Source organism: Enterobacter sp. BWH52 (assembly GCF_001037565.1).
GTDB lineage: Bacteria > Pseudomonadota > Gammaproteobacteria > Enterobacterales > Enterobacteriaceae > Enterobacter > Enterobacter hormaechei_C.
In genome coordinates, this window is the sequence record NZ_KQ089854.1 from 4097455 (window position 1) to 4117291 (window position 19837).

Genomic DNA, 19837 nt, shown 5'->3' on the forward strand with positions numbered 1-19837 from the left:
AGACATTTTGCCGTCAGGTTGCCTATACTCCACCCAGGACTACGAGAGGACGTGCATCATGAGTACACCATTGTTAATCGCCAGGACGCTGGAAAAAGAGCTGTTTTTACTGCCCGCGATGGCGAACCGTCATGGCCTGATCACCGGCGCGACCGGGACGGGAAAAACCGTTACCCTGCAAAAGCTGGCTGAGTCGTTTTCAGAGACTGGCGTGCCGGTTTTTATGGCTGACGTGAAGGGCGATTTAACTGGGGTGGCTCAGGAAGGTGCAGCGTCAGAAAAACTGCTTGAGCGCCTGAAAAATATCGGTATCACGGACTGGACGCCGCACGGTAATCCGGTGGTGGTCTGGGATATCTTCGGCGAAAAAGGGCATCCGGTGCGTGCCACCGTCTCCGACCTCGGCCCGCTGCTGCTGGCTCGTCTGCTTAACCTCAACGACGTGCAGTCCGGGGTACTGAACATTATCTTCCGTATCGCCGACGATCAGGGGCTACTGCTGCTCGACTTCAAAGATCTGCGCGCCATCACCCAGTACATTGGCGATAACGCCAAATCCTTCCAAAACCAGTACGGCAATATTAGCAGCGCCTCAGTGGGCGCCATTCAGCGCGGGCTCCTGACGCTGGAGCAACAGGGCGCCGAACACTTCTTCGGCGAGCCAATGCTGGATATCAAAGACTGGATGCGTACCGACAGCAGCGGCAAAGGCATCATCAACATTCTGAGCGCAGAGAAGCTCTACCAGATGCCGAAGCTTTACGCCGCCAGCCTGCTGTGGATGCTCTCTGAACTGTACGAACAACTGCCGGAAGCAGGCGATCTGGAAAAACCCAAACTGGTGTTCTTCTTTGACGAAGCGCACCTGTTGTTTAACGACGCGCCGCAGGTGCTGCTGGATAAAATTGAACAGGTTATCCGCCTGATCCGCTCCAAAGGCGTCGGGGTCTGGTTTGTGTCGCAAAACCCGTCGGATATTCCGGACAACGTACTGGGGCAGTTAGGTAACCGCGTGCAGCACGCCCTGCGCGCCTTTACGCCGAAAGATCAGAAAGCGGTGAAAGCCGCGGCGCAAACCATGCGTGTCAATCCGGCCTTTGATACCGAAACCGCCATTCAGGCGCTGGGCACCGGTGAAGCGCTGATTTCGTTCCTCGATGCAAAAGGCAGCCCGACAGTTGTCGAGCGCGCGATGGTGATTGCGCCCTGCTCGCGCATGGGTCCGGTAACGGACGATGAACGCAACGGCCTGATTAACCACTCCCCGGTGTACGGAAAGTATGAAGACGAGGTGGATCGCGAATCGGCGTTCGAGATGCTGCAAAAAGGGGTGCAGGCGACTGCCGAATCGCAGGATGCGCCTGCCGCAAAAGGGCAATCTGTTGCCGTGGACGACGGCATTCTCGGCGGGCTGAAAGATATTCTGTTCGGCAGCACCGGGCCACGCGGTGGCAAACGCGATGGCGTGGTTCAGACCATGGCAAAAAGCGCGACGCGTCAGATTACCAACCAGATAGTACGCGGCATGCTGGGAAGTCTGCTAGGCGGCCGTCGCCGGTAGCGGGGGAACCCACGGGCGGCCAAGCGCCGACCCCTGTACGCCGTTCTCCTGTAGATAGCGGTTGATTTCCAGCATCCCCGTCCAGCGGTTCTCACACCATAGCGGTGCCAGAAGCGTTGGACGGCGGGCGCTTGCCGAGATGCGGTGGTAAACAATCTCCGGCGGCGTATGGCGAATCATTTCCCCCGCAGTCACCGTATAGTCGTCGAGTTCGATACCACATAACCGCCCCGCTTCCCAGGCTTTCGCCATTATGCTGCCCTTCACGATATGCAGCGGATGCAGCTTAATGCCATCCACGCCGGTCTCAACGACTTTTTCCAGCGTTTCCAGCCCGTGCTGCTGCCCTTCTCCCGGCAAGCCGACAATCAGATGCGAGCAGACTTTTAATCCACGCTCGCGGGCGAGACGCGTGGTGCGCTGATAGCAGGCGAAATCATGCCCGCGATTGATACGGTGCAGGGTTTTGTCATGCGCGGTCTGCAAGCCCAGCTCCAGCCAGATCTCGTAGCCCTTCTCTTTGTACTCGCTAAGTAAATCCAGCACGGCGTCCGGCACGCAGTCCGGACGCGTCCCCACGCACAGCCCGACAATGTTCGCTTGAGCAACCGCCTGCTGATACATCGAGCGCAGCACCTGCACCTCCGCCCACGTGCTGGTATAGGCCTGGAAATAGGCCAGATACTGCTTCGCGCGGTTCACCAGACTCGCCTGATGGGCGAGCTGTTCAGCGATAGATTTATGCTGCTGGGCCTCGTCAGCAAACGAGGCCACGTTACAGAAGGTGCAGCCACCACGCCCGATGGTGCCATCGCGGTTCGGGCAGCTAAAGCCGCCGTGCAGCGTCAGTTTGTGAACCTTTTGTCCGTAGCGCTGCAAAAGATCCCCACCAAACATATTGACTAATTTCTGTAACTGCATAATCTGATAGACCGTCCCGAAGAAAGGGGACAAGCCTGCCATTTTTAGCCTCTGTCGGCGATGACCTGGATCAATCGCCCTGGACGGCCTTTATCTATATGAATAAATACTCAGGATTACTGCAATTTCATTCACGCCGCATGTGATTACTTTTCCTTATGTTCTGATTGTTTTTTTCATTTATAGCGCCATCACTGAAAAACAGTGTGTTTATGCGGGATTGCGGCCAATGCCAGATTATTGTTCTGCTATAAAACCGCTATTCAGCACGCTACATGGATAATACCGCTTTCATATAGTGAGTCAGATCACACTCCGCTGCGCTCTTTCAGGGCAATCAATCAATGTAAAATTAGTTAAATAACCTTAAAATACAGGTAGATAAACTCTCTTTAGCACATTTTTGTATAAATAAGATTGCCATTTGACCTGTGTACCAATTCCCGATAAGTTGGAAATCCGCTGGAAGCTTTCTGGATGAGCGGCCTGCTCATCATATTTATGCAGTAATTGAGATTCCCTCTGAAGCAAGTCCTCAAACTTGTTTACCTGCGCGAAAGGATGAAAAAGAGGGCGAATGCGAGGTCCGCGTATGAAACGCAAACCCCGTCGCCATGCTCTTTCTGTGCCTGTGCGCCACGGTAAAGTTCAGTGGGAAGCCCGACGAGCCTGGGGAGGTTCACTGATATGTTGTACGATAAATCCCTTGAGAAGGATAACTGTGGTTTCGGCCTGATCGCCCACATAGAAGGCGAACCTAGCCACAAGGTAGTGCGTACTGCTATTCACGCACTGGCCCGTATGCAGCACCGTGGCGCCATCCTTGCCGATGGTAAAACCGGCGACGGTTGCGGCCTGCTGCTGCAAAAACCGGATCGTTTCTTCCGCATCGTGGCGGAAGAGCGCGGCTGGCGTTTAGCCAAAAACTACGCTGTCGGTATGCTGTTCCTGAATCAGGATCCAGAAAAAGGTGCCGCGTCACGCCGCATCGTTGAAGAAGAACTTCAGCGTGAAACCCTGTCGATTGTCGGCTGGCGCGATGTGCCAACCAACGAAGGGGTGCTCGGTGAAATCGCCCTCTCCTCGCTGCCTCGTATTGAACAGATTTTCGTCAACGCGCCTGCGGGCTGGCGTCCGCGTGATATGGAACGCCGTCTGTTTATCGCACGCCGCCGCATTGAAAAACGTCTTCAGGACGATAAAGAGTTCTACGTCTGTAGCCTCTCTAACCTGGTGAACATCTATAAAGGTCTGTGTATGCCGGCTGACCTGCCGCGCTTCTACCTGGACCTGGCGGACCTGCGTCTGGAATCGGCCATTTGCCTGTTCCACCAGCGCTTCTCCACCAACACCGTTCCACGCTGGCCGCTGGCTCAGCCGTTCCGCTACCTGGCGCACAACGGTGAGATCAACACCATTACCGGCAACCGCCAGTGGGCCCGCGCCCGTACCTATAAGTTCCAGACCCCGCTGATCCCGGACCTGCACGATGCCGCACCGTTCGTCAACGAAACCGGCTCGGACTCCAGCTCCATGGATAACATGCTGGAGCTGCTGCTGGCGGGCGGGATGGATATCGTGCGCGCCATGCGTCTGCTCGTGCCACCGGCCTGGCAGAACAACCCGGATATGGACCCTGAGCTGCGCGCGTTCTTCGACTTTAACTCCATGCACATGGAGCCGTGGGACGGCCCGGCGGGCATCGTGATGTCCGACGGTCGTTTTGCCGCCTGTAACCTGGACCGTAACGGTCTGCGTCCGGCGCGCTACGTTATCACCAAAGACAAGCTCATCACCTGCGCCTCTGAAGTCGGCATCTGGGATTACCAGCCTGACGAAGTGGTCGAAAAAGGCCGCGTCGGTCCGGGCGAGCTGATGGTGATCGACACCCGCGGTGGGCGTATTCTGCATTCCGCCGAAACCGACAACGATCTGAAGAGCCGCCATCCGTACAAAGAGTGGATGGAGAAAAACGTGCGTCGTCTGGTGCCGTTTGAAGATCTGTCGGACGAAGAAGTGGGCAGCCGCGAGCTGGACGATGACACCCTCGCGAGCTTCCAGAAGCAGTTTAACTACAGCGCGGAAGAACTGGACTCGGTTATTCGCGTTCTCGGCGAAAACGGCCAGGAAGCGGTCGGCTCAATGGGTGACGATACCCCGTTTGCCGTGCTTTCCAGCCAGCCACGCATTATTTACGACTATTTCCGTCAGCAGTTTGCGCAGGTCACTAACCCGCCAATAGACCCGCTGCGCGAAGCCCACGTCATGTCGCTGGCCACCAGCATCGGCCGTGAGATGAACGTATTCTGTGAAGCCGAAGGCCAGGCGCACCGTCTGACCTTTAAATCACCGATCCTGTTGTACTCCGATTTCAAACAGCTCACCACCATGACCGAGGAGCACTATCGCGCCGACACGCTCGATATCACCTTCGACGTGACCGAAAAGAGCCTCGAAGAGACGGTGAACGCGCTGTGCGACAAAGCCGAGCAGATGGTACGTAACGGCACCGTTCTGCTGGTGCTGTCTGACCGCAACATCGCGAAAAACCGTCTGCCGGTGCCTGCCCCCATGGCGGTGGGGGCTATCCAGACGCGTCTGGTGGACAAGAGCCTGCGCTGCGATGCCAACATCATCGTTGAAACCGCGAGCGCGCGCGACCCGCACCACTTTGCGGTGCTGTTAGGCTTTGGCGCCACGGCGATTTATCCGTACCTGGCCTACGAAACGCTGGCACGCCTGGTAGATACCCGCGCGATCGACAAAGACTACCGTGCTGTGATGCTGAACTACCGTAACGGCATCAACAAAGGTCTGTACAAGATCATGTCCAAAATGGGCATCTCGACCATCGCCTCTTACCGCTGCTCGAAGCTGTTTGAAGCGGTCGGCCTGCATAACGAGGTCGCCAACCTCTGCTTCCAGGGCGTGGTCAGCCGTATCGGTGGCGCTGGTTTTGCTGACTTCCAGCAGGATCTGGTTAACCTGTCGAAACGCGCCTGGCTGGCACGTAAGCCGCTGGAACAGGGCGGCCTGCTGAAATATGTCCACGGGGGTGAGTATCACGCTTATAACCCGGACGTAGTGCGCACGCTGCAACAGGCGGTGCAGAGCGGCGAGTACAGCGATTATCAGCAGTATGCTGAGCTGGTGAACAACCGTCCCGCGGCGACGCTGCGCGATCTCATTGCCCTCAATCCGGGTGAGGAAGCGGTCAGCATTGCCGAGGTTGAACCCGCGTCTGAGCTGTTCAAACGCTTCGATACCGCGGCGATGTCCATCGGCGCGCTGAGCCCGGAAGCCCACGAAGCGCTGGCGGAAGCCATGAACAGCATCGGCGGCAACTCCAACTCCGGCGAAGGCGGTGAAGATCCGGCCCGCTACGGCACCAACAAAGTGTCCCGTATCAAGCAGGTGGCGTCCGGTCGCTTTGGCGTAACGCCTGCGTACCTGGTTAACGCCGACGTGATCCAGATTAAGGTCGCTCAGGGGGCAAAACCGGGTGAAGGCGGTCAACTGCCGGGTGATAAAGTCACCCCGTACATCGCTAAGCTTCGCTACTCGGTGCCAGGCGTGACGCTGATCTCCCCGCCGCCGCACCACGATATTTACTCTATCGAGGATCTGGCGCAGCTGATTTTCGACCTGAAACAGGTCAACCCGAAAGCGATGATCTCCGTGAAGCTGGTTTCCGAACCGGGCGTTGGCACCATTGCCACCGGCGTGGCGAAAGCCTATGCGGATCTGATCACCATCGCCGGTTACGACGGCGGCACCGGCGCAAGCCCGCTCTCCTCCGTGAAATATGCGGGCTGTCCGTGGGAGCTCGGCCTGGTGGAAACCCAGCAGGCGCTGGTCGCTAACGGCCTGCGTCACAAGATCCGTTTGCAGGTGGACGGTGGGCTGAAAACCGGCCTCGACATCATCAAAGCGGCGATTCTGGGAGCGGAAAGCTTCGGCTTTGGTACCGGCCCAATGGTTGCGCTCGGCTGTAAATACCTGCGTATTTGCCACCTGAACAACTGTGCAACGGGCGTTGCTACCCAGGACGAAAAGCTGCGTAAGAACCACTATCACGGCCTGCCGTTCAAAGTGACTAACTACTTTGACTTCATCGCCCGTGAAACCCGCGAGCTGATGGCGCAGCTGGGCGTGAAGCGTCTGGTGGATCTGATTGGCCGTACCGACCTGCTGAAAGAGCTTGAGGGCTTCACGGCCAAGCAGCAGAAGCTGGAGCTGTCCAAGCTGCTGGAAACCGCTCAGCCGCATCCTGGCAAAGCGGTTTACTGTACCGAGAACAACCCGCCGTTCGATAACGGCGTGCTGAACGCACAGCTGCTGCAACAGGCGAAGCCGTATGTGGATGAGAAGCAGAGCAAAACGTTCTGGTTTGATATCCGCAACACCGACCGTTCCGTGGGTGCGTCTCTCTCCGGTTACATCGCGCAAACGCACGGTGATCAGGGTCTGGCGTCGGATCCGATTACCGCGCATTTCAGCGGTACCGCGGGTCAGAGCTTCGGCGTGTGGAACGCGGGTGGCGTTGAGTTATACCTGACCGGTGATGCCAACGACTACGTCGGAAAAGGCATGGCGGGCGGTCTGCTGGCGGTGCGTCCTCCGGTTGGTTCAGCCTTCCGCAGCCATGAAGCAAGCATCATTGGCAATACCTGTCTGTACGGTGCAACCGGCGGTCGTCTGTTTGCCGCGGGCCGTGCGGGCGAGCGTTTTGCGGTGCGTAACTCCGGCGCCATCACCGTGGTGGAAGGCATCGGCGATAACGGCTGTGAATACATGACGGGCGGAATTGTGTGCGTCCTGGGTAAAACCGGCGTGAACTTTGGCGCGGGCATGACGGGCGGTTTTGCCTACGTCCTGGATGAAGACGGTGAGTTCCGCAAACGCGTGAACCCTGAGCTGGTGGAAGTGCTGGACGTTGATACTCTGGCCATCCACGAAGAACACCTGCGCGGCTTAATTACCGAACACGTGCAGCATACCGGTTCTTCGCGCGGCGAAGAGATCCTGGCCAACTGGCCGGCGTTCTCTGCGAAATTCGCGCTGGTTAAGCCGAAGTCCAGCGATGTTAAAGCCCTGTTGGGTCACCGTAGTCGTAGCGCAGCAGAGCTGCGCGTGCAGGCGCAGTAAGGAATTCAGATGAGCCAGAACGTTTACCAGTTTATCGACCTTCAGCGTGTTGATCCGCCAAAGAAACCGCTGAAGATCCGTAAAATTGAATTTGTTGAAATCTATGAGCCGTTTTCAGAAGGCCAGGCCAAAGCACAGGCAGACCGCTGCCTGTCCTGCGGTAACCCTTACTGCGAATGGAAGTGTCCGGTCCATAACTACATCCCGAACTGGCTGAAGCTGGCCAACGAAGGGCGTATTTTTGAAGCCGCCGAGCTGTCTCATCAGACCAACACCCTGCCGGAAGTGTGCGGCCGCGTGTGCCCTCAGGATCGTCTGTGTGAAGGATCCTGTACGCTGAACGACGAGTTTGGCGCGGTGACCATCGGCAACATCGAACGCTATATCAACGATAAAGCGTTCGAGATGGGCTGGCGTCCGGATATGACCGGTGTGCGTCAAACCGACAAGCGCGTGGCGATTATCGGCGCGGGCCCGGCAGGCCTGGCCTGTGCGGACGTGCTGACCCGTAACGGCGTGAAGGCGGTGGTCTTCGATCGCCACCCAGAGATTGGCGGCCTGCTGACCTTCGGTATCCCGGCCTTCAAGCTGGAGAAAGAGGTCATGACCCGCCGCCGCGAAATCTTCACCGGCATGGGCATTGAGTTCAAACTCAACACCGAAGTGGGCCGCGACGTACAGCTCGACGACCTGCTGAAAGATTACGACGCCGTGTTCCTGGGCGTGGGAACCTATCAGTCCATGCGCGGTGGTCTGGAGAACGAAGATGCGCCAGGCGTGTACGACGCGCTGCCGTTCCTGATTGCGAATACCAAACAGCTAATGGGCTACGGCGAGACCGCCGATGAGCCGTTCGTCAGTATGGAAGGCAAACGCGTGGTGGTGCTGGGCGGCGGTGATACCGCGATGGACTGCGTGCGTACCTCCATTCGTCAGAATGCGGCGCATGTCATCTGTGCCTACCGTCGTGACGAAGAGAACATGCCGGGTTCTAAACGCGAAGTGAAAAACGCGCGTGAAGAGGGCGTCGAGTTCCAGTTCAACATTCAGCCTCTGGGTATTGAAGTGAATGCCAACGGTAAAGTGAGCGGCGTGAAGATGGCGCGCACGGAGATGGGTGCGCCAGATGCGAAAGGCCGTCGTCGCGCGGAGATCGTGGCCGGTTCTGAACACGTGATCCCGGCTGACGCCGTGGTGATGGCGTTTGGTTTCCGTCCTCACAGCATGGAGTGGCTGGCGAAGCACAGCGTAGAGCTGGACTCTCAGGGCCGCATCATTGCGCCAGAAGGCAGCGACAACGCGTTCCAGACCAGCAACCCGAAAATCTTCGCCGGTGGCGACATCGTTCGTGGCTCTGACCTGGTGGTCACGGCGATTGCCGAAGGCCGTAAAGCGGCTGATGGGATCATGAACTTCCTCGAAGTGTAAGAGACAAGCCGGATGGACATCCCATCCGGCTTTTTTATGCGGTTAACAGGCTGGCCCGGACTTTTACCACGGCTTTTTTAATTTCCCCCTCCGATTCAACAAGACATCCCGGCTTATGCGGCTCACTCGGCATAAAGACCACGAACATACCAGGCTTTAATACAATGGATTGTTCATCATTGATGTGGCGACAAAGCTGATAATCTTCTGCGCTATGCATTTCTTCACACGCCCGCGCGGACCCCATAACCCCAAAAAAGATGCGTTCTTCTCCAGCGAGCAGAAGCTGAATATCAATATACTGTGCGTGCAGTTCCGCCTTTTTCTGCTTCGGCTCTTGCGTGGCAAACTGCATCACGTTCATAAAGATATCCGTGCCCTGGAGTTCATAATGACCAGGGCGTTTCTCTTCTGGCCGTGCCGCCACGGCCAGCGTGAGGGCATTGATCAGAACCCCGGTCAGGCCAGATGTCGCCAGCGACTGCAACTCTCCCAGCATCATAACGCGTCTCCATGTGCTAACAACGCCGCACCTAACAGCCCGGCATCGTGGCGATAGTGTGCAGGCCGAAGTGCGGCCTGATAGACGGCGGGCTCCCGCGACAGATACGCCTCCACGAGCCCCAGATACCCCTCTGCCAGCCCCACGCTGCCTCCAATAACTACAATCTGGCAATCAGTCACGGCTTTGACATCGGCAATAAGACGCGCCAGCGTCTGCGCTGAACGCGCAATCAGCGCCTGTGCCTGTGGATTACCTTGCGCTGCAAGGCTGAATATCGCTTTCGAATCCAGCCCGGACAATACGCCTTCTGCCTGAGCAGCGATGCCGCGCCCCGAGGCGATAGCCTCAACGCACCCTCTTCGCCCGCAGCCACAACGCGGACCGGCGGGATCGGCCAGCGTGTGACCCAGATGTCCAGCCAGACCGCCGCTGCCCGTTTGCAGTGTTCGATTGAGGACCACGCCACCACCGACACCGGTTGAGACGGTCAGAAAGACCATATCGTCATCATCCGGCAAGGCGCAGAACTCAGCCCAGGCGGCGGCCTGCGCGTCGTTGATCGCCATCACCGGCAGATCGGTTATTCCCGAGAGAAATTCCACCAGTGGAAATTCCGCCAGCCCGCCCAGATTAGACGGATTAATGGAGGTCAAAATACCGTTGTGAATGATCCCGGTTGATGCCACCGCGACCCGCGTTGCCTGCGCCGTAAAGGGTGCAATCAGCGTTTGTAGCGCAGCCTGCAACGCCTCCGGCGTCTGGCTGGCAGGCGTCTGACACTCGCGACGGGCAGTAATGGTCTGCCCCTCCACGCACGCAGCCGCGAGTTTGGTGCCGCCAATATCAATAGCCAGGGTTGTCATTTCACCGCCTCGCGCTGCTGTCTTCTGGTTTAGCAATGACATCAGCTTATCCTTTGTGTTTGATCAGACCGCTTTTACTGGCACCAAAAGGGAGTGCGCCACTCAGCGGTTTACCGTCAATAGCATCATGCGTACGCAGGGCTTCTGGCCTGATCCAGCGCTGAACGCGGGAGGGCATATCCAGACCAATAAGCAAGATCACCACAAACGTCAGGCCAAAGGAGAGCGACCCCAGGGCCGTGCCCAGCGCCATATCCTGCGACAGCAGCGCGCCAATCACCGGGGCAATCGCGCCGCCCAACGCGCCAACGTTGTAGGTAAAACCCAGACCCGCCGCACGCTGGTCGGTATCGAAATAGCCGCCGATGAGTTTGGGTAAGATCCCGGAGATCCCCTGCCCCAGCATCTGCTGGAAAAAGAGTAACAAGCCCAACACCCAGACATTGGCGCCGCCAATCGCAAAGACGGGAACAATCAGGAGCTGTGAGGCCAACAGGCTACAGACATAGGCCTTGCGGGTGCCAAGCCAGTCACCGAGAAAACCACCCACGCAGCAGCCTACCGCCGCGCCGAAGCCGCTAAAGAACAGCACCTTCGCCACCGTTGACGGATCATAGGCCAGGTCGGTTTTCAGATAAGTGGGTAATAGCGCCTGAATCGGCCAGGAGTAGAGAAAGGCGAAGAGCACGACAACCATCAACGTGACGCCCGTCGGCCAGCGTTTGCCGCTGCTTTGCACCATAAAGCTGATAAAGACGATGGCGCACAGCAGGCCGAGAATAACGACCAGCCCCGCGTTGTTGAGTTCGCCTGCAAAACAGAACCACAGCGCCGTACCGGCAAACAGCGTCATCGCCATATTGATGACGCGGTATTTGCCGCGATACAGAATATCAACCATGGTGCGCACCGGGGCTTTGCCTTCGTGCTTCGCTTTCCAGTCCTCAGCTTCCGGAATATTTTTCCGCAGCCACAGGGCAAAGACGATGGGCAGAATGCCGATAAAGAACAGCGCCCGCCAGCCCCAGACGGGCACGACAAGGCTGTAGACCTGGGCCGCAACCACGGCGCCGACGGAGAAACCGGAAATCAGAAAACCACTCGCCTTGTTGCGCAGGTGCTTTGGCCAGCTTTCAATCACATAGGTTGCGCTGGAGCCATATTCCCCCGCCATCCCCATGCCTATCACCATGCGGGCGATAAACAGGGTGACGTAACCCGGCGCAAAACCGCAGGCCAGCGTACCGCAGGAAAAGAGCACGATGCTGGTGATCATCGCCAGCTTGCGGCCATAGCGGTCGCCCATGGCGCCCAGCAGCAGGCCGCCGAACCAGCGCGATATAAAGGCCGCCGAAATCAGGCTCGCCGCTTCCACTGTTGTCAGGGCAAACTCACTTTTTATTTCTGTCAGGACTAAGGCTATCAATACAAAATCGAAGCCATCAAGCAGATATCCCAGCCAGGCGGCGGAGAAGGCGCGCCACTGAGGACGGGTAAGATGGCGGTACCACGGGATGCTTTGGGTAGACTTACTCATTTCACTCTCCCGACGATTTCTCTGTCGTTTTGCCGGATGGCGGCTGCGCCTTATCCGGCCTACGTAGCATGTTTTTGTAGGCCGGATAAGGCGAAGCGCCCCCGGCTATGCGTTAGCGTTTTTCCGCCATTAGCTGCTCCGCCAGCGCTTTCAGCTCAGGCACGAATTTTTCATCCACAGGGGCAAACGGCTTACGGCACAGCGGCACGGATACCACGTCCATATAGTGCAGAACCGTTTTCAGACCACGGAACACCCCGGCTTTAATAAGCAGATCGATCACCTTGTTGCATTCGCTTTGCAGGCGCTGTGCGGTGGCGTTATCCCCTTCACGAACCGCTTTAGCGATCGCCTGGTAACGCCAGCCCATAATGTTGTAGGTGCTGCCGATCCCCCCGTCCGCGCCGGCCAGCAGGCCGGAGGCGAAGATCTCGTCATAACCGTTGTAGAGCACCAGATCCGGGTGCGCGCGACGGATCTGCTCCATCTGGAAGAGATCGCCGGAGGTTTGCTTCAGCGCGCCGACGCCAGGCAGCGTCACCAGCGTGTTGATCTGATCCAGCGTTAACTTAACGCCGCTCAGCGCCGGGATGTTGTAAACCACCATCGGTAAACCGTCAGCGGAGTCAATAATTGCACGGTAGTGGTCACAATGTTCTTCAAAGCTAAAGGGATAGTAAAACGGTGTGACGGCGGATACAGCGTCAAAACCGACGCGGGCGGCGGCCATGGCTAACTGCTGGCTTTCCGCCGTGCTGACGCAGCCAACATGGGCGATGAGCGTGATTTTCCCTTTCGCCTCTTCCGCCACAATCTCCATCACCTGCTCTCGTTCCGAAAGGCTCTGTACAAAGGCCTCTCCCGTTGAACCGCCGACGTACAGCCCATCGATACCTTGTTCAATATTGAACTGCACCAGACGGCGCAGGCTTTCTTTATCCAGCATCTGCTCAGAGTTAAACGGGGTCAGGAGTGCGGCCATTACGCCGCGTAATTGCGTTGCCATAGTTACCTCAATCGATCGTGGGTTTGTTATAACGACATACCTTTATACCTGTTATACCATATCAATTAAGCAGCAGTGGAATACAGAACGCTTATATTGCGATCTGCTTCACTAAAGGATCGTTATTTTTTGGCTTTTGAATGCTGGCCGAAAGCGTGCCAGGTGGCGGAGACGCTGTTAAGGTGAGTTTGCAACGCCCGATCCGCTTCATCGGGATCGCGGCGGCGGATCGCATCCACAATTGCGATATGCTGGCGATAGCTGACTTCATTATGCTGATAAAGCTCTGCGTCCGGCACTTTAGGACGCGCCGCAATTAACCAGTCAAGCAGCGCAACGTGGATCGCATTGAAGATCGGATTGCCGGGGATCTCCGCCAGCACGCGGTGAAAATCGACATCGGAACGAATAAATAGCGTGTTGTCATCCAGGGACTGGCTGTTGATCTCCAGGGCTTTTGTGAGCTGCGCAATCTGATCGTCAGTGGCATATTCTGCGGCATAACGAACAAGGCTGGATTCAAAGAACAGGCGAAGCTGCTCGAAATGGGCAATACCGCTGGGCTGGGTCAGAAAGTCTTTCGCCATTCCCGACAATTCACTGATGATGGTATCGGCAGACGGCATGGTTACGCGGGCACGTTCACCGTTGTTAATCTGCACCAGCCCTTTACGCTTTAGCGCCGCCAGCGCTTCGCGCACCGAGGGGCGACCCACGTTGAAGAACTCCATCAGTTCGCGCTCGGAGGGTAACTGCTCTCCCTGGGCAAATTCCTTCCGACGGATCATCTGCTCCAGCTCTTCTTCCACCATATCAGACAGTTTTTTGCGCGCCAGCGGCCGACGGCGCAGGCTGCGGCCAATGGTTTCATCAGAGTTTTCAGCTTTAAGATCAGTCGGTTTCATTGCAGTCCGGTGCCATTGAAGGAAAACAGTTCATCATAACACAGGAAATTAGAGGGGGCGAAAAGGGACGGAAAGCAAAACAGGCCCGTCGGGCCTGTTTGTTTATTTCACAACGCGCAGTGCGGGACGACCACCGCGTGGTGGTGGCTCGTCATCCGGATCGGTGTCGTCATTATGATCGGGTTTATCGCCATCGATGACAGACATTACCGTGTCGCTTTCGCGTTCATCGGATGCCTCATCATCATTCAGGCTGGCAACCTCTTCATCATAAGCCGCTTCCGGCTCAAACATGGTGCCCGCACCGTTTTCACGGGCGTAGATAGCCAGCACAGCTGCCAGCGGCACGGAAACCTGACGCGGCACGCCGCCGAAGCGCGCATTAAAGCGCACTTCGTCGTTCGCCAGCTCCAGGTTACCCACTGCGCGTGGCGCAATATTCAGTACAATCTGTCCGTCGCGCGCGTATTCCATTGGAACCAGCACGCCCGGCAACGTCACATCCACAACCAGGTGCGGCGTGAGCTGGTTATCCAGTAGCCATTCATAGAAGGCGCGCAGCAGATACGGACGGCGTGGTGAAAGTTGTGACATTTCCACAGTCATTAGCCTCGGCCGAGACGCATTTCACGTTCCGGTTCAGTTAAGGATGCCAGGAAAGAGTCGCGTTCAAAGACGCGAGTCATGTAGCCTTTCAGCTCTTTCGCGCCAGGACCGCTGAACTCTACGCCCAGGGTTGGCAGACGCCACAGCAGCGGAGCCAGGTAGCAATCTACCAGGCTGAACTCGTCGCTCAGGAAGAAAGGCTTTTGACCAAATACCGGCGCAATCGCCAGCAGCTCTTCACGCAGCTGTTTACGTGCAGCATCCGCTTCAGAAGAGGAACCGTTGACAATAACGTTCATCAGCGAGTACCAGTCTTTCTCGATACGCTGCATGTACAGGCGGCTTTCACCACGCGCAACAGGATAAACAGGCATCAGCGGCGGATGCGGGAAACGCTCATCCAGGTATTCCATAATGATACGGGATTCCCACAGGGTCAGCTCGCGATCCACCAGCGTCGGTACGCTTTGGCTCGGGTTGAGATCGATCAGATCCTGAGGCGGGTTATCCTTTTCCACATGCTCGATCTCAAAACTGACACCCTTCTCGGCCAGCACGATACGAACCTGATGGCTATAAATGTCAGTAGGACCAGAAAACAGCGTCATTACCGAACGTTTGTTGGCAGCGACAGCCATGAAAACCTCCAGGTATATTCAGAATTTTTACTGCTACCAGCCCAACGGGCCAGCCAGATGATGTATCGCCCATCCCAGAGAAGACACATTGTTCAAGAATCGAACAAAAATCGAGTATTCACCGATATTTGGGCAGAAAATTGGATGATAGTTTACCAGATTTTGATGGCTTTGTGGTGAGGGGATTCCGGAAATGTGGAAAAAGAGAAGATATATGAAATGTTACTGTGGATAACCTGCGTATTATCCATAAAAAAACCCGCCGAAGCGGGTTTTTCGCCAATCGTTCTGCGTAAGCAGAATGGATTAACGTTTGGAGAACTGTGGACGACGACGTGCTTTACGCAGACCCACTTTCTTACGTTCAACCTGACGCGCGTCACGAGTAACGAAGCCAGCTTTACGCAGTTCAGAACGCAGGGATTCGTCGTACTCCATCAGAGCGCGGGTGATACCGTGACGGATCGCACCTGCCTGACCGGAGATACCACCACCTTTAACGGTGATGTACAGATCCAGTTTTTCTACCATATCAACCAGTTCCAGCGGCTGGCGAACTACCATGCGGGCAGTTTCGCGACCGAAGTATTGTTCCAGAGAACGCTGGTTGATTACGATTTTACCACTGCCCGGTTTGATGAAAACGCGAGCTGCGGAACTTTTGCGGCGACCAGTGCCGTAGTATTGATTTTCAGCCATTGCCTATAATCCCGATTAGATGTCAAGAACTTGCGGTTGCTGTGCCGCGTGGTTGTGCTCGTTGCCTGCGTAAACTTTCAGTTTACGGAACATAGCACGACCCAGCGGGCCTTTTGGCAGCATGCCTTTAACCGCGATTTCAATCACACGCTCAGGACGGCGGGCAATCATCTCTTCAAAGGTCGCTTCTTTGATACCACCGATGTGGCCGGTGTGGTGGTAGTACATTTTGTCAGTACGCTTGTTGCCGGTAACAGCAACTTTGTCAGCGTTCAGAACGATGATGTAATCACCGGTATCAACGTGCGGAGTGTATTCCGCTTTATGCTTACCGCGCAGGCGACGAGCCAGTTCAGTAGCCAGACGGCCCAGAGTTTTACCGGTCGCGTCAACAACATACCAGTCGCGCTGTACGGTTTCTGGTTTAGCTGTAAAAGTTTTCATTAAAAGCTTACCCAAATAATAAGTTACACGTTGGTGAACACCCAAACGTTTAGTCAGTTGAGGTTCACACGACAAAGTCCGGCAAACCTACCCCTTCGAATAGCACATGCCGACACATAGAAAGTTTCGGGAAAAAAACCTTCTCGTAACGTGGGGTCGCAAGATTATAGAGAAGTTGAGGTCAAAGATCGACCCTTAAATGTGATTTGGAATGGGTTTTTCGGGGTTCCGTACTGTGCGGTCTGGTGCCCTCACCCCCAGCCCCTCTCCCACGGGGAGAGGGGAGCATTTGTTACGGCATATGCTCACGCTTGAGGTACTCTTCGCTCTGCATCTCTTGCAGGCGCGACAGGCAGCGCTGGAACTCAAACTTCAGGCGCTCGCCCTGATAGATCTCATATAAAGGCACCTCGGCGCTGACCACCAGCTTAACGTGGCGCTCGTAAAACTCATCTACCAGCGCGATGAAGCGGCGCGCTTCGCTCTCCATGAGTGGGGTCATAACGGGTACATCCCACAACATAACGGTATGGAACAGACGTGAAAGCGCAATGTAGTCATGCTGGCTGCGGGCGTCCACGCAGAGCGTTGCAAACGAGACGGCCAGCGTCTGGTTCTCTACGCCAAGCGTCGACAACGGGCGATGATTAATCTCCAGCGCTGGCACCTTATCCCGCGGCGCCCCTGCCAGCGCCAGCCACAGTTTATCCATCTCGCTGGCTGTGTCGGCGTTCAGCGGTGAAAGCCACAGGTGCGCCTGCGTTAATGTGCGCAGACGATAATCGACGCCGGCATCGACATTCATGATGTCGCAGTGCTGTTTAATGGCATCTATGGCTGGCAGGAAACGCGCCCGCTGAAGACCATTGCGATAAAGCTCATCCGGCGGGATATTTGAGGTCGCCACCAGGGTGATCCCACGCGCAAACAGCGCTTTCATGAGGCCCCCCAGCAGCATGGCATCCGTAATATCGGAAACAAAGAACTCGTCGAAGCAGAGCACGTCCGTTTCCGCCTTGAAACGATCGGCCACAATCTCCAGCGGGTCGGTTTCGCCCTGGAGCGCCGTCAGCTCTTCATGGACCCGCAGCATAAAACGGTGAAAGTGCAGACGCTGCTTACGCGTGCCGGGCAGGCTCTGGTAGAACATGTCCATCAGCCAGGTCTTACCCCGCCCAACGCCACCCCACATATATAATCCACGAACCGGTGCGTTTACCGTGGGCTCTTTTTTGCCCAGTAAACGGCCGAATGCCGCCTTCAGCCCACTGCTCTGCACCGCATCGGCGGGTTTCGCCAGAATTTCCTGATAAATCGTGTCCAGGCGGTTAACCGCTTCACGCTGGACATCATCCGGCTGGTGTGTGCCCTCGCTCAGGGCCAGTTGGTAACGCGATGAAGGGGACAGGTTTTGCATGATGTTGTTGTTATTCCTTTAGTTAAACCTCACCAGCGCGCGTGGCTGATGAAAAAAAGGCCGTTCTACACTACGCGATGATACGTCAGGATTCCACTTCTGCGGAAATAGCGGTTATAGTGGCATAATCAGGCACAGGCAGGAGCCGAGCCAACACCCTACGGAACAACAAGACAACGGGAGAAGTTCATGACCTGGGAATATGCGCTAATCGGTTTAGTCGTCGGCATCATCATTGGTGCTGTGGCCATGCGTTTCGGTAACCGCAAATTGCGTCAGCAGCAGTCACTGCAATACGAACTGGAAAAGAACAAAGCCGAACTGGAAGAATATCGCGAAGAGCTGGTCAGCCACTTTGCCCGTAGCGCTGAGCTGCTGGACAACATGGCGACAGATTATCGCCAGCTCTACCAGCACATGGCGAAAAGCTCCAGCAGCCTGCTGCCGGAAATGACCGCGGAGACCAACCCCTTCCGCAATCGTCTGGCGGACTCTGAAGCCGGTAACGATCAGGCACCGGTTCAGATGCCACGCGACTATTCAGACGGCGCGTCCGGCCTGCTGCGCGGTGGCGTAAAACGCGATTAATCGCACAACCTGAATAAATTTTACGGGCGCACCTTATGCGCCCGTCCTTTCTTCCCGTCCCCAGCTATTATTTAGTCAAACACCTCATTGTTCAGCGGTTGAAAATTCAATAACATCAAGATGTTTTTGGGGCCGTTCTTTTTCATTCCAGGATACGAGAGTCAGCATCGATGAAGAAAAAAAACCAGCTGTTGAGCGCCTTAGCGTTAAGTGTCGGGTTATCTCTCTCGGCGTCCTTCCCCGTCAGTGCGGCACTGCCTTCGCAGGTGCCTGGACAAGAAGCCATTCCCAGCCTTGCGCCGATGCTTGAAAAAGTCCTGCCTGCGGTAGTCAGCGTTCAGGTGGAAGGGACGGCACGCCAAAGCCAGCGTATTCCCGAAGAGCTGAAGAAATATTTTGGCGAAGACGCGCCGGATCAGCAGGCTCAGCCGTTTGAAGGTCTGGGCTCAGGGGTGATTATCGACGCGGCTAAGGGCTATATCCTGACCAATAACCACGTGATCAGCCAGGCCGATAAAATCAGCGTTCAGCTGAACGATGGCCGGGAGTTTGACGCCAAACTGATCGGCGGTGACGATCAGAGTGATATCGCCCTGCTACAGGTACAAAACCCCAGCAACCTGACCCAGATCGCCATTGCTGATTCCGATAAGCTGCGCGTCGGTGATTTTGCTGTCGCGGTCGGTAACCCGTTCGGCTTAGGCCAGACCGCCACCTCCGGAATTGTCTCCGCTCTGGGGCGCAGCGGCCTGAATCTCGAAGGGCTGGAAAATTTTATCCAGACCGATGCCTCCATCAACCGGGGCAACTCCGGCGGTGCGCTGCTTAATCTGAACGGTGAGCTGATCGGCATCAACACCGCTATCCTCGCGCCAGGCGGCGGCAGCATCGGGATTGGTTTTGCCATTCCGAGCAACATGGCGAAAACTCTGTCTCAACAGCTGATTCAGTTTGGCGAGGTTAAGCGCGGTCTGCTGGGCATCAAAGGCATGGAGATGAGCGCCGATATCGCCAAAGCTTTTAAGCTCAACGTCCAGCGCGGGGCGTTTGTCAGCGAAGTGTTGCCCAACTCAGGCTCTGCGAAAGCGGGCGTGAAATCCGGTGACGTTATTGTCAGCCTGAACGATAAACCGCTGAGCAGCTTCGCTGAATTACGTTCGCGTATTGCCACCACGGAGCCTGGCGCTAAAGTGAAGCTGGGCCTGATCCGCGAGGGCAAACCGCTGACCGTGGAAGTGACGCTGGACAAGAGCACCTCCTCTTCCGCCAGCGCAGAACAGATCTCCCCGGCTCTACAGGGCGCTACGCTGAGCGATGGTCAGCTTAAAAACGGCACGAAAGGCATTTCTGTCACTACCGTTGAGAAGAGCAGCCCGGCCGCGCAGGCAGGTTTGCATCAGGACGACGTGATCGTGGGCGTGAACCGTACTCGCGTGCAGTCTATTGCCGAAATGCGTAAGGTGCTGGAGAGTAAACCGGCGGTCATTGCCCTGCAAATTATCCGTGGCAACGATACCCTCTACATTTTACTGCGTTAACCATTTGCGACTCCGGGCATCGCCGCTGCGTGT

The 19837-nt window shown here is 56.3% G+C and carries 16 protein-coding genes; 5 read left to right on the forward strand and 11 right to left on the reverse strand.

Annotated features, from left to right (window positions below):
• Window positions 1–58 precede the first annotated feature (58 nt).
• Window positions 59–1561 carry a helicase HerA-like C-terminal domain-containing protein gene (locus SK47_RS19330; protein WP_048209676.1) on the forward strand — a complete coding sequence of 501 codons (1503 nt, stop codon included), beginning with the start codon at window positions 59–61 and terminating at the stop codon, window positions 1559–1561.
• Here the strand turns inward: SK47_RS19330 and SK47_RS19335 are convergent.
• Window positions 1541–2482 (reverse strand): tRNA modification radical SAM protein MnmL/YtqA, encoded by a 942-nt coding sequence (locus tag SK47_RS19335; RefSeq protein WP_057979951.1) that lies wholly within the window; start codon window positions 2480–2482, stop codon window positions 1541–1543. The two genes, SK47_RS19330 and SK47_RS19335, sit on opposite strands and share 21 nt — an antisense overlap.
• A 687-nt stretch (window positions 2483–3169) precedes the next feature.
• Here SK47_RS19335 and gltB point away from each other — a divergent pair.
• Both gltB and gltD read left to right on the forward strand, forming a co-directional pair.
• A complete protein-coding gene (gene gltB, locus SK47_RS19340) occupies window positions 3170–7630 on the forward strand; it encodes a glutamate synthase large subunit (RefSeq protein ID WP_048244942.1) in 4461 nt (1486 codons plus the stop codon).
• A gap of 9 nt (window positions 7631–7639) precedes the next feature.
• Window positions 7640–9058, forward strand: coding sequence for a glutamate synthase subunit GltD (gltD, locus tag SK47_RS19345; RefSeq protein WP_017382721.1), 1419 nt, complete (start codon window positions 7640–7642; stop codon window positions 9056–9058).
• Between the two features lie 34 nt (window positions 9059–9092).
• Here gltD and nanQ read toward each other — a convergent pair whose 3' ends face one another.
• The 10 genes from nanQ to zapE all read right to left on the reverse strand — a co-directional run bounded on the left by nanQ (window position 9093) and on the right by zapE (window position 17678).
• Complete coding sequence (gene nanQ / locus SK47_RS19350; RefSeq protein ID WP_032660510.1) at window positions 9093–9560, reverse strand: N-acetylneuraminate anomerase; 468 nt, start codon at window positions 9558–9560, stop codon at window positions 9093–9095.
• Window positions 9557–10426 (reverse strand): N-acetylmannosamine kinase, encoded by an 870-nt coding sequence (locus SK47_RS19355; RefSeq protein WP_032645685.1) that lies wholly within the window; start codon window positions 10424–10426, stop codon window positions 9557–9559. Before SK47_RS19355 ends, nanQ begins: the two co-directional genes overlap by 4 nt.
• Window positions 10427–10472: 46 nt before the next feature.
• Window positions 10473–11963, reverse strand: a complete 1491-nt coding sequence (locus tag SK47_RS19360; protein WP_022651922.1) for an MFS transporter — start codon at window positions 11961–11963, stop codon at window positions 10473–10475.
• A 112-nt stretch (window positions 11964–12075) separates the two neighbouring features.
• On the reverse strand, window positions 12076–12969 hold the full coding sequence (nanA, locus tag SK47_RS19365) for an N-acetylneuraminate lyase (protein ID WP_022651923.1): 894 nt from the start codon (window positions 12967–12969) through the stop codon (window positions 12076–12078).
• A gap of 122 nt (window positions 12970–13091) precedes the next feature.
• Entirely contained in the window at window positions 13092–13874 is a 783-nt protein-coding gene (gene nanR, locus SK47_RS19370) for a transcriptional regulator NanR (protein ID WP_022651924.1), read from the reverse strand.
• A gap of 102 nt (window positions 13875–13976) precedes the next feature.
• Window positions 13977–14474, reverse strand: coding sequence for a ClpXP protease specificity-enhancing factor (gene sspB, locus SK47_RS19375; RefSeq protein WP_026080566.1), 498 nt, complete (start codon window positions 14472–14474; stop codon window positions 13977–13979).
• Window positions 14475–14479: 5 nt separating this feature from the next.
• Window positions 14480–15118, reverse strand: a complete 639-nt coding sequence (sspA, locus tag SK47_RS19380) for a stringent starvation protein SspA (RefSeq protein ID WP_003860438.1) — start codon at window positions 15116–15118, stop codon at window positions 14480–14482.
• Window positions 15119–15424: 306 nt separating this feature from the next.
• Window positions 15425–15817, reverse strand: coding sequence for a 30S ribosomal protein S9 (gene rpsI / locus SK47_RS19385; RefSeq protein ID WP_003860436.1), 393 nt, complete (start codon window positions 15815–15817; stop codon window positions 15425–15427).
• A 15-nt stretch (window positions 15818–15832) separates the two neighbouring features.
• Window positions 15833–16261, reverse strand: a complete 429-nt coding sequence (gene rplM, locus SK47_RS19390) for a 50S ribosomal protein L13 (protein ID WP_003860434.1) — start codon at window positions 16259–16261, stop codon at window positions 15833–15835.
• Between the two features lie 292 nt (window positions 16262–16553).
• Window positions 16554–17678 (reverse strand): cell division protein ZapE, encoded by a 1125-nt coding sequence (gene zapE / locus SK47_RS19395; RefSeq protein WP_048244944.1) that lies wholly within the window; start codon window positions 17676–17678, stop codon window positions 16554–16556.
• 189 nt (window positions 17679–17867) lie between these two features.
• Here zapE and zapG point away from each other — a divergent pair, with 189 nt between their 5' ends.
• The gene (zapG, locus tag SK47_RS19400; RefSeq protein WP_003860432.1) at window positions 17868–18266 is read left to right on the forward strand and encodes a Z-ring associated protein ZapG; all 399 of its coding nucleotides are present in this window, start codon (window positions 17868–17870) and stop codon (window positions 18264–18266) included.
• Between the two features lie 170 nt (window positions 18267–18436).
• A complete protein-coding gene (gene degQ, locus SK47_RS19405; RefSeq protein ID WP_003860431.1) occupies window positions 18437–19804 on the forward strand; it encodes a serine endoprotease DegQ in 1368 nt (455 codons plus the stop codon).
• Window positions 19805–19837: the final 33 nt, after the last annotated feature.

What these genes read in the sequence shown, in the direction of transcription:
- SK47_RS19330 (WP_048209676.1), top strand. Translation starts at nt 59, where the DNA reads ATGAGTACACCATTGTTAATCGCCAGGACGCTGGAAAAAGAGCTGTTT.
- SK47_RS19335 (WP_057979951.1), bottom strand. Translation starts at nt 2,482, where the DNA reads ATGCAGTTACAGAAATTAGTCAATATGTTTGGTGGGGATCTTTTGCAG.
- gltB (WP_048244942.1), top strand. Translation starts at nt 3,170, where the DNA reads ATGTTGTACGATAAATCCCTTGAGAAGGATAACTGTGGTTTCGGCCTG.
- gltD (WP_017382721.1), top strand. Translation starts at nt 7,640, where the DNA reads ATGAGCCAGAACGTTTACCAGTTTATCGACCTTCAGCGTGTTGATCCG.
- nanQ (WP_032660510.1), bottom strand. Translation starts at nt 9,560, where the DNA reads ATGATGCTGGGAGAGTTGCAGTCGCTGGCGACATCTGGCCTGACCGGG.
- SK47_RS19355 (WP_032645685.1), bottom strand. Translation starts at nt 10,426, where the DNA reads ATGACAACCCTGGCTATTGATATTGGCGGCACCAAACTCGCGGCTGCG.
- SK47_RS19360 (WP_022651922.1), bottom strand. Translation starts at nt 11,963, where the DNA reads ATGAGTAAGTCTACCCAAAGCATCCCGTGGTACCGCCATCTTACCCGT.
- nanA (WP_022651923.1), bottom strand. Translation starts at nt 12,969, where the DNA reads ATGGCAACGCAATTACGCGGCGTAATGGCCGCACTCCTGACCCCGTTT.
- nanR (WP_022651924.1), bottom strand. Translation starts at nt 13,874, where the DNA reads ATGAAACCGACTGATCTTAAAGCTGAAAACTCTGATGAAACCATTGGC.
- sspA (WP_003860438.1), bottom strand. Translation starts at nt 15,118, where the DNA reads ATGGCTGTCGCTGCCAACAAACGTTCGGTAATGACGCTGTTTTCTGGT.
- rpsI (WP_003860436.1), bottom strand. Translation starts at nt 15,817, where the DNA reads ATGGCTGAAAATCAATACTACGGCACTGGTCGCCGCAAAAGTTCCGCA.
- rplM (WP_003860434.1), bottom strand. Translation starts at nt 16,261, where the DNA reads ATGAAAACTTTTACAGCTAAACCAGAAACCGTACAGCGCGACTGGTAT.
- zapE (WP_048244944.1), bottom strand. Translation starts at nt 17,678, where the DNA reads ATGCAAAACCTGTCCCCTTCATCGCGTTACCAACTGGCCCTGAGCGAG.
- zapG (WP_003860432.1), top strand. Translation starts at nt 17,868, where the DNA reads ATGACCTGGGAATATGCGCTAATCGGTTTAGTCGTCGGCATCATCATT.
- degQ (WP_003860431.1), top strand. Translation starts at nt 18,437, where the DNA reads ATGAAGAAAAAAAACCAGCTGTTGAGCGCCTTAGCGTTAAGTGTCGGG.